17 protein-coding genes and 1 tRNA gene are annotated in these 14890 nt (G+C 63.7%); 11 read left to right on the top strand and 7 right to left on the bottom strand.

The genetic code is table 11. The annotated features are described in order from the left end of the window. Window positions 1-76 precede the first annotated feature (76 nt). The 4 genes from SJY12_RS02475 (at window position 77) to ribH (ending at window position 2374) form a co-directional block, all read left to right on the top strand. Complete coding sequence (locus tag SJY12_RS02475) at window positions 77-400, top strand: hypothetical protein (protein ID WP_063512351.1); 324 nt, start codon at window positions 77-79, stop codon at window positions 398-400. A 97-nt stretch (window positions 401-497) separates the two neighbouring features. Next, window positions 498-573 (top strand) — tRNA-Lys (locus SJY12_RS02470). A gap of 128 nt (window positions 574-701) precedes the next feature. Beyond that, on the top strand, window positions 702-1946 hold the full coding sequence (gene ribB, locus SJY12_RS02465; RefSeq protein ID WP_397505881.1) for a 3,4-dihydroxy-2-butanone-4-phosphate synthase: 1245 nt from the start codon (window positions 702-704) through the stop codon (window positions 1944-1946). 5 nt (window positions 1947-1951) lie between these two features. Continuing rightward, complete coding sequence (gene ribH, locus SJY12_RS02460; RefSeq protein ID WP_050600603.1) at window positions 1952-2374, top strand: 6,7-dimethyl-8-ribityllumazine synthase; 423 nt, start codon at window positions 1952-1954, stop codon at window positions 2372-2374. On the opposite strand, the gene SJY12_RS02455 is transcribed toward ribH, so the two are convergent. Beyond that, window positions 2371-3462 (bottom strand): hypothetical protein, encoded by a 1092-nt coding sequence (locus SJY12_RS02455; RefSeq protein ID WP_397505880.1) that lies wholly within the window; start codon window positions 3460-3462, stop codon window positions 2371-2373. The genes ribH and SJY12_RS02455 overlap by 4 nt on opposite strands. Next, window positions 3462-4514 carry a phosphotransferase family protein gene (locus SJY12_RS02450; protein WP_397505879.1) on the bottom strand — a complete coding sequence of 351 codons (1053 nt, stop codon included), beginning with the start codon at window positions 4512-4514 and terminating at the stop codon, window positions 3462-3464. Before SJY12_RS02450 ends, SJY12_RS02455 begins: the two co-directional genes overlap by 1 nt. A 76-nt stretch (window positions 4515-4590) precedes the next feature. Here SJY12_RS02450 and SJY12_RS02445 point away from each other — a divergent pair, with 76 nt between their 5' ends. Further along, window positions 4591-4836, top strand: a complete 246-nt coding sequence (locus tag SJY12_RS02445; RefSeq protein WP_050600605.1) for a hypothetical protein — start codon at window positions 4591-4593, stop codon at window positions 4834-4836. Window positions 4837-4860: 24 nt separating this feature from the next. On the opposite strand, the gene eno is transcribed toward SJY12_RS02445, so the two are convergent. Further along, entirely contained in the window at window positions 4861-6150 is a 1290-nt protein-coding gene (gene eno / locus SJY12_RS02440) for a phosphopyruvate hydratase (protein ID WP_397505878.1), read from the bottom strand. Window positions 6151-6309: 159 nt separating this feature from the next. Here eno and SJY12_RS02435 point away from each other — a divergent pair, with 159 nt between their 5' ends. From SJY12_RS02435 to SJY12_RS02410, 6 genes are all read left to right on the top strand, one after another. Continuing rightward, a complete protein-coding gene (locus SJY12_RS02435; protein ID WP_050600607.1) occupies window positions 6310-6927 on the top strand; it encodes a hypothetical protein in 618 nt (205 codons plus the stop codon). Window positions 6928-6950: 23 nt separating this feature from the next. Then, the gene (locus tag SJY12_RS02430; protein ID WP_397505877.1) at window positions 6951-7388 is read left to right on the top strand and encodes a phage holin family protein; all 438 of its coding nucleotides are present in this window, start codon (window positions 6951-6953) and stop codon (window positions 7386-7388) included. Continuing rightward, window positions 7385-7708 (top strand): hypothetical protein, encoded by a 324-nt coding sequence (locus SJY12_RS02425; RefSeq protein ID WP_397505876.1) that lies wholly within the window; start codon window positions 7385-7387, stop codon window positions 7706-7708. The genes SJY12_RS02430 and SJY12_RS02425 overlap by 4 nt, the downstream gene beginning before the upstream one ends. 48 nt (window positions 7709-7756) lie before the next feature. Next, window positions 7757-8287 (top strand): hypothetical protein, encoded by a 531-nt coding sequence (locus SJY12_RS02420; RefSeq protein WP_050600610.1) that lies wholly within the window; start codon window positions 7757-7759, stop codon window positions 8285-8287. A gap of 107 nt (window positions 8288-8394) precedes the next feature. Next, entirely contained in the window at window positions 8395-8625 is a 231-nt protein-coding gene (locus tag SJY12_RS02415) for a DUF4170 domain-containing protein (RefSeq protein ID WP_050600611.1), read from the top strand. A gap of 7 nt (window positions 8626-8632) precedes the next feature. Then, window positions 8633-9121 (top strand): GNAT family N-acetyltransferase, encoded by a 489-nt coding sequence (locus SJY12_RS02410; protein WP_063505825.1) that lies wholly within the window; start codon window positions 8633-8635, stop codon window positions 9119-9121. On the opposite strand, the gene greA is transcribed toward SJY12_RS02410, so the two are convergent. The 4 genes from greA to carA all read right to left on the bottom strand — a co-directional run bounded on the left by greA (window position 9114) and on the right by carA (window position 14870). Further along, window positions 9114-9581, bottom strand: coding sequence for a transcription elongation factor GreA (gene greA, locus SJY12_RS02405; protein WP_050600716.1), 468 nt, complete (start codon window positions 9579-9581; stop codon window positions 9114-9116). The two genes, SJY12_RS02410 and greA, sit on opposite strands and share 8 nt — an antisense overlap. A 109-nt stretch (window positions 9582-9690) precedes the next feature. Beyond that, a complete protein-coding gene (gene carB, locus SJY12_RS02400; RefSeq protein ID WP_397505875.1) occupies window positions 9691-13014 on the bottom strand; it encodes a carbamoyl-phosphate synthase large subunit in 3324 nt (1107 codons plus the stop codon). After that, window positions 13015-13695, bottom strand: coding sequence for a hypothetical protein (locus tag SJY12_RS02395; RefSeq protein WP_397505874.1), 681 nt, complete (start codon window positions 13693-13695; stop codon window positions 13015-13017). Then, window positions 13692-14870 carry a glutamine-hydrolyzing carbamoyl-phosphate synthase small subunit gene (carA, locus tag SJY12_RS02390; RefSeq protein WP_397505873.1) on the bottom strand — a complete coding sequence of 393 codons (1179 nt, stop codon included), beginning with the start codon at window positions 14868-14870 and terminating at the stop codon, window positions 13692-13694. The genes SJY12_RS02395 and carA overlap by 4 nt, the downstream gene beginning before the upstream one ends. Window positions 14871-14890 lie beyond the last annotated feature (20 nt).

Below are 14890 nucleotides of genomic sequence, written 5' to 3'. Positions count from 1 at the left end.
ACTGCATAAGGACAACCAACGAACCGAAGGTGACGAAGGTAGGGCTAGTCGCTGGAGAACCAGGACATCTGACAGAATGACGCCCGAAAACCATTTGCAGCAAATACACGACGGCGATTTTGCATCGTGCGGCAGCTGCAGCTTCGACACCTGCTGCCCCAAGATTCGCGACCTCGTCCTGTCCGCCGTGCGTCACGCCCAGGCCCGCGACAAGCCGATGACGGTCTGGGATCTGCCCAACGCGACCGACCTCACGCTGAAGGCCGCCTACGCCGCGGTACGGAATCTGGAATGCGAGCGACTGCTGGTGATCGGCGACTGGTCGGGCCACCCGTTCGATGCGGTCCTGGCAGTGGCGGAGCCGGCGTCGGACACGAACCGGCACCAGCGCGCGGCATGATGCGCATTTAGGGCTTTTCATCCGCGAGAAGCCCGCTATATGAGCGCCTCCCGAGTCGGGAACGCCCCTTCCACGGGGCCGCGGTACGCCGCAGTGTGGACGCATAGCTCAGTTGGTAGAGCAGCTGACTCTTAATCAGCGGGTCCTAGGTTCGAACCCTAGTGCGTCCACCACCTTCCCCATTCCGTCATACCCCACACGCCGGTCCAACGACCATGGCTTTGCGCGCGAGGATGGTTTGTCACACTCGATGTGATACTCGCCATTGGCAATCACATTACGATGTGATACCTCACCCGCCATGGATACGATCGAAAAAGTTCGCACACTCGTCTCGCAGGGCCTGATGACCCGCGCCGGGCTCGCCCGGGCGGCTGGCTTGCACGCCAACACGCTGCGCGACTGTGCCGAGGACAGCTGGAACCCGACCTCCGAAACGCTCGGCAAGCTCGAGGCTTTCCTCGAAGCCAATGACGACACCCCGGTTATCGTCGGCGCCGAGGAGATCATCGACGAGGCACGCAATGGCCGCATGTACATCCTCGTCGACGATGAGGACCGTGAGAACGAGGGCGATCTGATCATCCCCGCGCAGATGGCCACGCCCAGCGCGATCAATTTCATGGCCACGCATGGCCGCGGGCTGATCTGCCTGTCGCTTGACCGCAAGCGTGTCGAGGCGCTCGGGCTCGAACCGATGAGCCGCGACAATCGCGAAAGCATGCAGACCGCCTTCACCACCTCGATCGAGGCCAAGGAAGGCGTCACCACGGGCATCAGCGCGGCCGACCGGGCCCGCACGGTCACCGTGGCGATCAATTCGGCCAAGGGTCCGGACGATATCGTCACCCCGGGTCATGTCTTCCCGCTCGCCGCGCGCGACGGCGGCGTGCTGGTCCGCGCCGGCCATACCGAGGCGGCGGTCGACATCTCGCGCCTTGCCGGGCTCAACCCCTCGGGCGTGATTTGCGAGATCATGAACGAGGACGGGACGATGGCCCGCCTCGATGACCTGATCGGCTTCGCGCGCAAGCACGGCATGAAGATCGGCACGATCCGCGACCTGATCGAATACCGCATGCGGCACGACCACCTCGTCGAACGCGTGGCCGAGGACGGCTTCGAATCCGATTACGGTGGCGACTGGCGCCTGATCACCTATCGCAACACGGTCGACGAAAGCGAAAGCTACGTCCTGCAGAAGGGACATGTGGTCGAAGGCCAGCCCACGCTCGCGCGCGTCCACCCGATCTCGATCTTCGATGATGTCCTCGGCAAGCCCGGCCCGCGCAAGCGTACGCTGCAGCGCGCAATGCAGGCCGTAGGCGATCATGGCTCGGGCGTGATCGTGCTGATCACCGGTCGGCCCGCGGGCAATCGCGGCTACAGTGAAAGCGATTCCCAGCGCAATGTCGGCATCGGCTCGCAGATCCTCGCCGATCTCGGGATCGACGACATGATCCTGCTCAGCAATTCGCAGCCCAATGTCGTCGCGATCGAAGGCTACGGCCTCAACATCGTCGACCACCTGCCCATTCCGGAGTGACCCCCATGGCCCGTTTCCTTATTGTCGAAGCCCGTTTCTACGACCATCTCAACGACATGCTCGTAGCCGGCGCACGCGCCGCACTCGAAGCGGCGGGACACGACGTCGATGTCCTCACCGTGCCCGGCGCACTGGAAATCCCCGGCGCGATCGCGCTGGCCTCGGAAAGCGGCCAGTATGACGGCTATGTCGGCATCGGCGTGGTCATCCGCGGCGAGACCTACCATTTCGAGATCGTCGCCGGCGAAAGCGCCCGCGGGATCATGGCACTGACGATGGATGGCATGGCCATCGGCAACGGCATCCTGACGGTCGAGAACGAGGACCAGGCGTTGGTTCGCGCGGACCCCAAGCAAAAGGACAAGGGCGGTGAAGCCGCGCAGGCAGCCATGGCTCTCCTGAAGCTGCAGGAACGCTTCGCCGGCTAACGCGCCCCGTCGAGGAACTCGTCGAGGCCCAGCGGGGCGAATGGGCCGATGATCAGCTGTTCGAACACGCCGATCCCTTCGGACCCATCGCTTCCCGTAACCAGGACGGGAACCTGGACATGCAGGTTTTCCGGAGCCAGCGGGTCGCAATCGGCCAGCACGATGTCTTCGCGTTCGATCCTGAGCGGGCCGTGGTGCATGCCGTGGCCCCACTCGGGGCTGGTGTAGCCCAGACCGCGCATCTGGAACCGGCCAAGCGGTTCGAAAGTGACCTGTTCGGGCGCACCGCGTAGCGCGAGCGAGAGCGTGCCCCCCAGCGGCCAGCGCGTCCCCGGTTCAAGCCGGGTACGCATGCTGCCGTGCCCTTCTGCAACCTCTGCCGCGCCCGCGCCCTCCCCGGCCCATGCGGCGCGGGTGTTCCACGCCTTGCCGTGCTGGTCGTTGTTGACGTGGAAGAACAGGCTGCCGGCGGGGAAATTGATCGGCGTCCACTGCCAGAAAAAGCCGGGAAGCGGCGCACCGGGCATGGGCTGCGGGTCGCGCGCGCCGATCGGGCGGACACCCCAGCTGCGATCGCGCGTCCCCATCGAACCGGCTGCCAGGTCGTGCTTCTCGCCATCGACCTCGATCCATCCGGCATAGCGGCCGTTCTGGGTCATTCGCGTGTAATCCATGAAGGCGCGCGGGCCGATACGGTGCGTGAAGCGCGGCTCCTCGATCGGGAAGGCCCGTCCGGTGAAGGTGATGTCCGCCGCGACCCCTTCAAACGGTTCGACGCGCAGGCGGAGCACGTTGAGCGCCTCGACGATTTCGATGGAGATTGGCCCCACCGCCATCGCCATCCGCTCCATCCCCAGTTCCGCACTGGCGTGGACGCAGTGCTGGACCCCGTCGCGGACCACGGTGAAATGCGCATCGATGATGTCGAGATGCGGATAGACCCCCAGCGCGGCGGCGAAGAACCCGCTCCCGTCGGCGGCATAACCATTGAAGAAATAGCGGTCGTAGAAATTGCGATCGGTGCCCGAATAGGCCACCGGCTCGGCGGTCTGGTGGATCGGATACTCGTCTCCGCGGCTGAGAACCACTAGATCACCTCTTTCAATGCTTCGATACTGCCGCGCGCCTGCGCGAGCGAACAGGCGCCGCGCGCCATGGACAGGAAATTGGCATCCCCACGTTCGGTCCGTTCCACGAAGGCGGCGCTGAACACTGCGGTCGAAACCCCGTGGAGGAGCCCCAGTCGGTAATCGCGCTCGATCTCGTCGTGGGTCAGGGCAACGCCGCGCTCGCGCATTTCCGCGCGCCACAGGTCGAGCAACTCGCGCTCGTGTTCGCGCCATAGTCTTTCGCCCACGCCGCAGCCGATGAAGTAGCCGACATCGGTCATCGGGCGGCCGGCCGCGACGGTCTGCCAATCGAGTATGGCGATCGGTTCTTGCCCGCCGCGAATATCGAACAGCATGTTGTCGAGCCGGAAATCGCCATGCACGAGGCATTGCGGGGGATCCTCGCGCCCGAACCAGGCGGAACTCGCCTCGGCCAGCTGGTCGCATACCGCCATGCAGTCCGGGTCGAGACTGTCGGCGTAGCGCTCGCGGAAGATCGCCTGGGCCTGCGGATACATCGCGCCGAGCCGTTCGCGCAGGTCCGGCGGCGGTGCGATCCAGTCCGCCTCGAGCAATTCGGCACGGCCCCAGCTCGGCGCGTGGATCGCGGCCGCCTGGCGGATTGCCGCACGGGCGTCGGCGAAATCGCAGCCGGCAATCTGGTCTCCTTGCCGGGCGGGACCGACATCCTCGAACACCAGCAGGAAATCCGCGCCGGTCTCATCGGCATCCGCGAAGAAGACCCGCGGCGCGCGCACATCGAGCAGCGGCGCAGCCTCCCGGTAGAATGCCACTTCCTTGCGATAGAGGCCGAACATCGCGGCTGTCGTCCGGCTGGCAGTGTCTGCGGCGGGAAACTTGCCCGCCAGCGTCGGCGGCACATCGCCATCGCCCTCGATAAAGAACCGGACGCTGTCCCCGACCTGTCCGGTGCCGATCGGCTCCCAGCGCAGGGCAGTGACTCGCACGCCGAGCTGTTCGCCCAGCCACGCAGCCGTGACCTCGTCCGGATGTACCGGAAATCGTTCCAAGCCCCTCTCCCCCAAGAGCAATGAGGGAACGCTAGCGGGCGATATGCGTCCTGACAATCATGCAGGATACAACCCCATGAACGGCCCCCTCGAATGGATCACCTCCATCGGGACGGTCGCCGCCGCATCGATGATCGCCTTCGACCTCGGACGCCGGGCAACCGCGTGGGGCTTCGTGCTGTTCTGCCTCGTTTCGGCGCTGTGGATCTACATCGGGCTGACCGAAGACGCAGTGCCGCTCGCCGCGATGAACGGCGTGCTGCTGCTGATCAACGCCTGGGGCGTGTGGCAATACTGGTTCCACCCGAAGAACAGCGCCTAGCGCCGCTCGTGGCGGAAGCGCGGATCAGGAACCGATACGGCCGAAGCAGTGACGCCCGGCATAGGCCGCGCTGTCGCCCAGTTCTTCCTCGATCCGGATCAGCTGGTTGTATTTCGCCAGACGGTCCGAACGCGCGAGGCTGCCGGTCTTGATCTGACCGCAATTGGTCGCGACCGCGAGATCGGCAATCGTCGCGTCTTCGGTTTCACCCGAACGGTGCGACATGACTGCCGTGTAACCCGCGCGGTTGGCGATGCTGACCGCTTCGAGCGTTTCCGACAGGGTGCCGATCTGGTTGACCTTGACGAGCAGCGAATTGGCGAGACCCTGGTCGATCCCGTCGCGCAGGCGCTGCGGGTTGGTGACGAACAGGTCGTCTCCCACCAGCTGGACGGTGTTGCCGATCCGATCGGTCAGCGCCTTCCAGCCTTCGAAATCGTCTTCCGCCATCCCGTCTTCAATCGAGCGGATCGGATAGTCGCGGCACAGCTTGTCGAGATATTCGGCCATACCCGGCCCATCGAGCGACAGGTCCTCGCCCGAGATCCGGTACTTGCCGTCCTTGAAGAATTCGGTCGAGGCGCAGTCGAGCGCCAGCGCGATATCCTCGCCCGGCTTGAAGCCTGCCTGCTCGATCGAGGCCATGATGAAATCGAGCGCGTCGCGCGTGCTGGCGAGATCGGGAGCGAAGCCGCCCTCGTCGCCCACTGCGGTGGCGAGGCCTTTCTCATGCAGCTTCTTCTTCAGCGTATGGAACACTTCGGCGCCCCACCGGACCGCTTCGGCAAGGCTGTCCGCGCCGATCGGCATGACCATGAATTCCTGGATGTCGATCGGATTGTCGGCATGTTCGCCGCCATTGATGATGTTCATCATCGGCACCGGGAGGACGTGCGCCGAGACACCGCCGATATAGCTGTAGAGCGGCAGGCCGCGGGCATTTGCCGCCGCCTTGGCCACCGCCATGCTGGTGCCGAGAATGGCATTTGCGCCCAGGCGCCCCTTGTTCGCCGTGCCGTCGAGAGCGATCATCGAAAGGTCGATGTCGCGCTGGTCCTCGGCATCGAAGGCGCCGACCAGCAGATCGCTGATTTCCGTGTTCACCGTGTCGACCGCCTTGGTCACGCCCTTGCCGAGATAGCGCTCGCCGTCACCGTCGCGCAGTTCGACCGCTTCATGCGCCCCGGTCGATGCGCCGCTCGGTACCGCGGCCCGGCCGAAGCTGCCGTCGTCGAGCAGGACATCGACTTCTACCGTGGGATTTCCGCGCGAGTTGAGGATTTCGCGGGCGTGAATGTCGATGATCGCGGTCATGGTTGGTGACGCTCCCGGCATAGGTGTTGTAATTAGCTAAGACACTCCCGATCTGGGAGTCGCGGAGGCTCTATGCGCCGGAACATTGCTGCGCAAGTTGCGTTGCACCATCGAAGGCGTATCGCCGAACCAATACAGACCGAGGGGAAGGACAAAACGATGGCAGACACACCCGCAGCCGGCGCGCCGAAAAAGCGCAAGACCCCGGCCACCAAGACATCCGCAGCCAAGAAGACCAAGGCTGCCAAGAAACCCGCAGTACAGGAGACAGCCCCCATGACCGACACCGCTACTTCGACCGACCATCGCAGCGAAGCCAAGTCGCGCTTCAACGCCGCGCTTGAAGAAGCCAAGGCCGGTGCCGCCGCGCTGAAGGCGGAAGGCAAGGACCGCGCGAATGCCTATCGCGAGCAGGCGAAGGGCAAGGGCAACGACTGGACTGCCGATGCCAAGGCTGCCGGCGAAGATGCCAAGGTCAAGGGCGTCGAACTGGCCACCGAAGGCAAGGTCAAGGCAGGCGAAGGCCTCCGCTCGCTTAGCAAGATGGTGAACGAGAACGCCTATCAGATCGACGAGAAGCTGGGTGCCAAGTACGGCGACTACGCCCGCAACGCTTCGAAATCGCTCGACGGCTATGCATCGCGCCTCGATGAGAAGAGCGTCGACGAGCTGGTCGAAGACGGCCGTGAATTCGTCCGTCGCAGCCCCGGCAAGGCGATCGGTATCGCCGCAGTCGTCGGTTTCATGGTTTCGCGCCTGTTTCGCGGTTCGCGCTAAGGACTGTGACGACGGGGGCATACATGCGCGATGACAACACCGAGCGGGCCGCGGATCATCCCGGCCCGCTCGATCTTCCCGATGGGCACGACGCCGATCCGGCGCCGACCGATGCGAACCAGCACCCATTCTCGCTGGTGGACGACGTCTTCGCACTGATCGAAGACGGCAAGACTTATGCCGAGGCGGAAGTCCGCTTCCAGAAAAGCCGCGCCGGTTTCGTCGGCAACCGCATCAAGGGTGCGATTGCCTTCGGCCTTGGCGCGTTCGGCGTGTTTCACCTTGCCTTGATCGCCGCGACCGTCGGGCTGGTCATCGCACTGGCTCCCATCGTGGGGCCGTGGGGTGCAACCGCTATCGTGACGCTGGCACTGATCGCTGCCGGCATCGCGCTGCTGTGGCTGCTGAAGGGCCGGCTCGACGATATCCGCGACGCTTTCGACGATGGAGAGAGCGAATGACCGATCGTCTCGCCCGTATGCTCGAAGACAAGTATCTGCGCGATTCCGCGCGGGCCCTGGTTGAAGCGGATATCGAACATCTCAAGACCGACGTGTCTCAGAAAAGCCTTGCCACACGCGCGATGGAGCGCGCCCGCGAAGGCGCGGCCGAGCTCTATGAGGAGGCCATCGACATCGCCGACGACAACAAGGGCGCACTCGCTGCCCTGCTTGCCGCAGTGGTCTTGTGGTTCGCGCGCAACCCGATCCTGGAGATGCTCGGCTTTGTATCCGACCATGACGGCGCAGACCGCGCTGATGACGACGATGCGGAACATTAGGCGCACGGCGCACGTTGGACTGACGAACAGCAAATTCGGAGAAACACCATGGCAGACACTGCAGAAACCAACGTCACGCCCATCAGCGCGGACAGCAAGCTGACCGACGAACAGAAGCGCGAAAAGCTGCGCGAACGCATCGAAGCAGGCGAACAGCGCAACGAGGAACGCACGCTGGCCGAACAGGCCAAGGATGCTGCCGATAGCGCAATGGAATTCACCAAGAAGCATCCCTTTGCAGTCGTCGGCGGGGTACTGCTTGCCGGCCTCGCAATTGGCGCGATGACGCGTCCGGGCCGCCGGATCGGGCGGCGTGGTGGTGCCTTCGCGGCGCTCGCGGCCGACACCGCCCTCGCCTATGGCGCACGGATGGTCGACGGAGTGCTCGATGGCGCGCAATATGCCGGGGACCGGATCGAAGACCTGGGCGAAAGCACCGCGACCACCGCACGTGGTCTGCGCCGCGACGCCGCTTACAAGCTCGATGTTGCCGGCGACGCGCTGCGCGCCTCGAGCCGCAAGGCCGGCCGCAAGGGCAGCCGCGCCTACCGTTCGTTGCGGACGCGCATCACCCACTGATCGCGTGAAACAAACCGATGCCGTAGCGGCGCGCCGGGCTTGCCTGTCGCGCCGCTTTCGCTATGTGCTGCACGCATTCCTCCCTCCCCATCGAGAAAGAAACAGCCATGGAAGAAAAAGAGAGCAAACAGACGCTCTACCTCGTCATGGGCGGCCGTGTGTCCGACCCGCGCAGCGTGACCTTCACAGATCCCGAGAGCCTGCATGTCGCGGGTGTGTACAGCACCTATGAAAATGCGGTCGAAGCGTGGCGCTCGAACGCGCAGCGCACCGTGGACGACGCCGAAATGAAGTATGTGATCGTCCACCTGCACAAGCTGCTCGATCCCGGCGCCTGATCACGCGATGGCCCATGTCGTCAGGCCTTACCGCGATGACGATGCCGAAGCGCTGGCCGGGATACTGGCGGCGGCGATCACCCGGATCGGCCCCGCCGCCTATTCTGCCGAGCAGGTCGCGGCATGGTCGGCGCGGCATCCGGGGGCCGCGCAGTACCGCCAGCGCGCGGCGGCAGGCAATGTGATCTTCGTGGCCGCGGATCCCGCCGATCTGCCGGTCGCGTATCTGCTGATGGAACCCGATGGTCATGTCGACCATCTTTATATCCATCCCGATCACACGCGGTGCGGACTGGCCACGCAACTGCTTGCCGCGGCCGAAACGCATGCCCGGCGCGAGGAGTTCAGCCGCCTCTACACCGAGGCGAGCGATCTTGCGCGCCCCGTTTTCGCCCGCGCAGGCTATGCGGCGACGAAAAAGCGCGAATTCGCCATCGCCCATGAGGGCCGGGACGTCCCGATCCACAATTGGGCGATGGAAAAGACGCTCAGATGAACTCGATTTTCTCGATCAGGTAGAACTTTTCGCCCGAGGGCACGGTCACTTCGACCTCTTCCCCGAGCTGCTTGCCGATCAGCGCGCGGCCGATGGGCGAATTGTAGCTGATCCGGCCCTTCCCCGCATCGGCCTCGGTCTGGCCGACGATCTGGTACCTGATCGGCTTCTCGTCCTCGTCCAGCAACGTCACCGTGGCACCGAAGATGACACGGTCGCCCGAAAGCGTTGCCGGATCGATGATCTGCGCGCGGCTGACCTTGTCCTCGATATCGGAAATGCTCGCCTCGACCTGGCCCTGTCGTTCCTTGGCCGCGTGGTATTCGGCATTTTCCGACAGGTCGCCATGCGCTCGCGCTTCCTCGATCGCATCGACGATCAACGGGCGCTCGGCGCGCAGGACCTTGAGGTCTGCAGTCAGCTTTTCATAGCCCTCGGCCAACATCGGCACTTTTTCCATGGGCTTGTGTCCTTCCTGTTCCAGCATTCCTTCCCGACAATCCTACCGCGGCCCGCAGCGTGCGGAACCCGGCCGGTTCGAATATGAGGAGGGATACGCGTGTTCTTCGTCAGCTATAATAGTCTTGCAACGAACGCACTTCAAGCTGGTCGGGCGAAACCTCTGCTATCGCCTGTGCAACGGCAAGGCAGGCGGCGGCGGTGGTATAATAAGGCAGCTTCTTTTCCAGCGCGGCTTCGCGGATCGACTTGCTGTCGAGCAATGATTGCCACCCCTCGGTGGTGTTGAAGATCAGCTGCACATCGCCGTCGATGATCGTGTCGACCACATGCGGGCGCCCTTCGGCCACCTTGTTGACCAGTTCGACGTCCACGCCCTGCTGCGCGAGATAGGACTGCGTGCCGTCGGTGGCGATGACGCGGAAGCCCTTGTCCAGCAGCGTGCGCACTGCCGGCACGATCAGCGGCTTGTCGGTGTCCTTGACCGATACGAACAGCGTACCCGACTGCGGCGGTGTCATGCCTGCACCCAGCTGCGACTTGAGGAAGGCCGCCGCGAAACCGCGGTCGATCCCCATCACTTCGCCGGTCGATTTCATCTCGGGCGACAGCACGGGGTCCGCCCCCGGGAAGCGCGCGAAGGGGAACACCGCTTCCTTGACCGCCATGTGGTCCGGGTTGAGATCGAACGGTTCGAACGCGCTCAGCGGCTCGCCCGCCATGACGCGCGCCGCGACCTTGGCGATGGGCCGGCCGATCGCCTTCGCGACAAAGGGCACGGTGCGGCTGGCGCGCGGGTTGACCTCGATCAGGTAAACCTCGCCATCCTTGACCGCGAACTGCACGTTCATCAGGCCGCGTACACTCAGCGCCACCGCCAGTTCGGTAGCCTGGCGTTCCATCTCGCCAATGATCTCGGCGGGCAGGCTGTAAGGCGGCAGCGTGCAGGCACTGTCGCCCGAATGGACCCCGGCTTCCTCGATATGCTGCATCACGCCGGCGATCCGCACCTCGGTGCCGTCGGCGACCACATCGACATCGCATTCGATCGCATCGCGCAGATACTGGTCGACCAGCACCGGGCTGTCGCCGCTGACATTGACCGCCGTGGCGATATAGTCGTCGAGCTGCGCTTCGCTGTCGACGATTTCCATCGCGCGGCCGCCGAGCACGTAGCTCGGGCGTAGCAGCACGGGATAGCCGATCCGCGCCGCGACCGCGGCGGCCTCGTCGCGGCTCTTGGCGATGCCGTTCATCGGCTGCTTGAGCTTGAGCTTGTTGATCAGCTTGGCAAAACGTTCGCGGTCTTCGGCAAGGTCGATCGCATCGGGCGAAGTGCCGAGGATCGGGATGCCTTCGCGTTCGAGCGCGGCAGCCAGCTTGAGCGGGGTCTGCCCGCCGAACTGGACGATGACCCCGACCACTTCGCCCTGCGACATCTCGACACGCATGATCTCGAGCACGTCTTCCTCGGTCAGCGGCTCGAAATAGAGCCGGTCCGAAGTGTCGTAATCGGTCGAGACGGTTTCCGGATTGCAATTGACCATGATGGTTTCGAACCCGGCCTCGGCCAGTGCGAAACAGGCGTGGACGCAGCAATAGTCGAACTCGATACCCTGCCCGATGCGGTTGGGTCCGCCGCCCAGGATCACGATCTTCTTGCGGTCGGACGGCATCGCCTCGTCCTCGGCCTCGCCGAAGCTGGGCGCTTCGTAGGTCGAATACATATAGGGCGTGATCGCCTCGAATTCAGCGGCGCAGCTGTCGATCCGCTTGTAGACCGGATAGACCCCGAGCTTGCGGCGCAGGTCGCGCACTTCCTGCTCGCTGGTGGCCCCCGCCATGGCACGCAGCGCGTCATGCAGCAGCCCCGAACGCTTGGCCTGCGTCTCGCCGAGCCCGCCGGCCACACCGACCGAGCGGACCGCGAGCGTGGCCAGGCGCTTGTCGGAGAAGCCCATCGCTTTCAGCCGGCGCATTTCGTCCGCCGTATTGGGCAGGCCGTTGTGCGCGATCATCTTCTCTTCGTAGATGATCGCTTCGATCTGGCGCAGGAACCACGGGTCGAAACCGGTAATCCGGGCGATTTCCTCGACGGTGAAATCCTCGCGGAAGGCTTGCGCGATCTTGAGGATGCGGTCGGGCGTCCGCTTTGACAGCGAGGCGGTGATGACCTCGCGGCTGACGCCTTCGAATTCGGTGATGCGGTTGAACCCGTCGAGCCCGGTTTCGAGCCCGCGCAGCGCCTTCTGCATCGATTCGGCAAAGCAACGGCCGATCGCCATGACCTCGCCGACCGATTTCATCGCGGTCGACAGCTCGTTCTTCGATCCCTTGAACTTCTCGAATGCGAAGCGCGGGATCTTGGTGACGACATAGTCGATCGTCGGCTCGAAGCTGGCCGGGGTCGCGCCGGTGATCTCGTTCTGGATTTCGTCCAGCGTATAGCCCACCGCCAGCTTGGCGGCGACGCGCGCGATCGGGAAGCCGGTGGCCTTCGATGCCAGCGCGGAGGAACGCGACACGCGCGGGTTCATCTCGATAACGATCAGGCGACCGTCGGCGGGATTGACCGCGAACTGGACGTTCGACCCGCCGGTTTCGACACCGATCTCGCGCAGCACGTTGATGCTGGCGGTGCGCATGATCTGGTATTCCTTGTCAGTCAGCGTCAGCGCGGGCGCCACGGTGATGCTGTCGCCGGTATGCACCCCCATCGGATCGACATTCTCGATCGCGCAGATGATGATGCAATTGTCCTTGCGGTCGCGCACCACCTCCATTTCGTATTCTTTCCAGCCGAGGAGCGATTCCTCGATCAGGACTTCGGTGGTGGGCGAGGCATCGAGCCCGTCGCGGACGATCCGTTCGAACTCGGCCTTGTTGTACGCAATGCCGCCGCCGGTCCCGCCCAGCGTGAAGCTGGGGCGGATGATCGACGGCAGGCCGGTGCGTTCGAGCACCGCATAGGCCTCGTCGACCGTGGTGGCGACGCCGCTGCGTGCGCTTTCGAGGCCGATCTTGTCCATCGCCTCGCGGAAACGCTGGCGGTTCTCGGCCTTGTCGATCGCATCGGCATCGGCGCCGATCATCTGCACGCCGTATTTCTCGAAAGTGCCGTCGTTGAACAAAGCCAGCGCGCAGTTGAGCGCGGTCTGCCCGCCCATCGTGGGGAGCACCGCGTCGGGGCGTTCCTTCTCGATGATCTTGGCGACGATCTCGGGCGTGATCGGCTCGACATAGGTCGCGTCGGCCATTTCCGGATCGGTCATGATCGTGGCGGGGTTGGAGTTGACCAGGATGACCCGGTAGCCCTCCTCCTTCAGCGCCTTGATCGCCTGCGTGCCGGAATAGTCGAACTCGCAGGCCTGGCCGATGATGATCGGACCAGCGCCGATGACGAGGATCGAGGAGATGTCAGTGCGTTTGGGCATTTAGGTTAACCACTCAATGAAAATTGCTAAGGCTCTTTTGGCAAGGTCACCAACGCTCGCACCGCCCGCCTTCTCTGCGATCCAACTTAAGCTCCGCCGTGCATAGGCCAGAATAGAATTGACCCGAATTCGCGGCTTCTCGACCATCGACGAAAGCTGCTCAATCTCATTGATGGCGATTTCGCGATCGTCACCGAACGCTTCCCCAATTTCATTGCTTTGGGATGAGAGTTCATCTCTGAGATCAGCAAGTGACGCGACAGCCTGATCTGCTAGATCCTGATTGTCGGTGCGATTAACGATACGGTCTGAGGCTGGAATGCCTCGTGCTATGACGAGTTGATCCTCTAGACCGTTCATGTCGAAGTCCCGGTACCGAGAAATTAGTGAGTCAGGATCACGCAATTCCTGTTCGACCATCCTCGTACCCATTGGTGTTAAACAGGCGGCTCGCTTTTCAGCAATGATAACCAATTGACCAGGGTGCGCCTCAAAGGTGGCTTCGTCTAATTCAACAAGCTGGTTCAGGGCGAGACGAACAAAGCTTGCCGTAACGCCATTTCCAATCACGCCAGCAAGATACTCGGTTCGAACGACCTCTAATCCCTCGACGGCAACCGCTTCGTATAAATGATAGCGGACGAGGTTTATTAGTAGGTCCAGGGGGATAACCGAACTCACCCCAGCATCCCTACGAACTTCTCGAACAGGTAGAAACTGTCCTGCGGGCCGGGACTTGCCTCGGGGTGGTACTGCACGCCAAACGCCCGCTTACCCGTGATCGCGATGCCGCAATTGGTGCCGTCGAACAGCGAGACGTGGGTTTGCTCCACGCCATCGGGTAAAGTCTCGCCATCGACCGCGAAGCCATGGTTCATGCTGGTGATCTCGACGAGGCCGGTGCTTTCGCCCCACCCTTCCCCGACACGCTGGACGGGATGGTTGGCGCCGCGGTGGCCCTGGAACATCTTGGCGGTCTTCGCGCCCGCGGCGAGGCCGAGCATCTGATGGCCGAGGCAGATACCGAACAGCGGCACATCGCGTTCGAGCAGGCCCTTGATCACCGGCACGGCATATTCGCCCGTCGCCGCCGGGTCGCCCGGGCCGTTCGAGAGAAACACGCCATCGGGCTGCAGCGCGAGCACTTCGTCGAGCGTGATGCGCGCGGGCACGACGGTCACCTTGGCCCCTGCCTGCACGAGATTGCGGAAGATGTTGTCCTTGGCGCCGTAGTCGATCGCCACGACATGCGGCTTGGTGGCCTTGCCCTCGCCATAGCCGAAGCCGAGCTGCCAATGACCGCCGGTCCAGTCTTCATTGGCATCGCGGGTCACGCCGGGGACGAGATCGAGCCCCTCGAGCCCGCTCCATTTGGCGGCCTGTGCCTTCAGCGCCGGAAGGTCGAATTCGCCGCGCGGGCTGTGCGCGATCACCGCATTGGGCGCGCCGGCCATGCGGATGCGGCGGGTCAGCGCGCGTGTGTCGACGCCCGACAGGCCGATCTTGCCGTGATCCTTCATCCATTCGACAAATTCGTTCTGCGCACGGAAGTTCGAATGCGGGGTCACTTCTTGCCGCACCACGCAGCCCACCGCTCCGAGGCCGCGACTTTCATGGTCTTCCTCGTTCGCGCCGACATTGCCGATATGCGGGAAGGTGAAGGTGACGATCTGGCTGTCGTAGGACGGATCGGTCATCACTTCCTGATAGCCGGTCATCGCGGTGTTGAAGCAGACTTCGCCCACCGCGCTACCGGTGGCACCGAACCCCTTGCCCCAGATGACGGTGCCGTCACCCAGCACGAGGACTCCCGTCGCGCCTGAGGGTTGCGCGTGCGAAGATGCGGACAGGGCCATGGGCACTCCGGGTAAAAGTT

This window comes from Qipengyuania sp. R86523, assembly GCF_044596365.1.
Lineage (GTDB): Bacteria > Pseudomonadota > Alphaproteobacteria > Sphingomonadales > Sphingomonadaceae > Qipengyuania > Qipengyuania citrea.
Note: the sequence above shows the minus strand (reverse complement) of the source record. Positions and strands in the feature narration are given on the sequence as shown.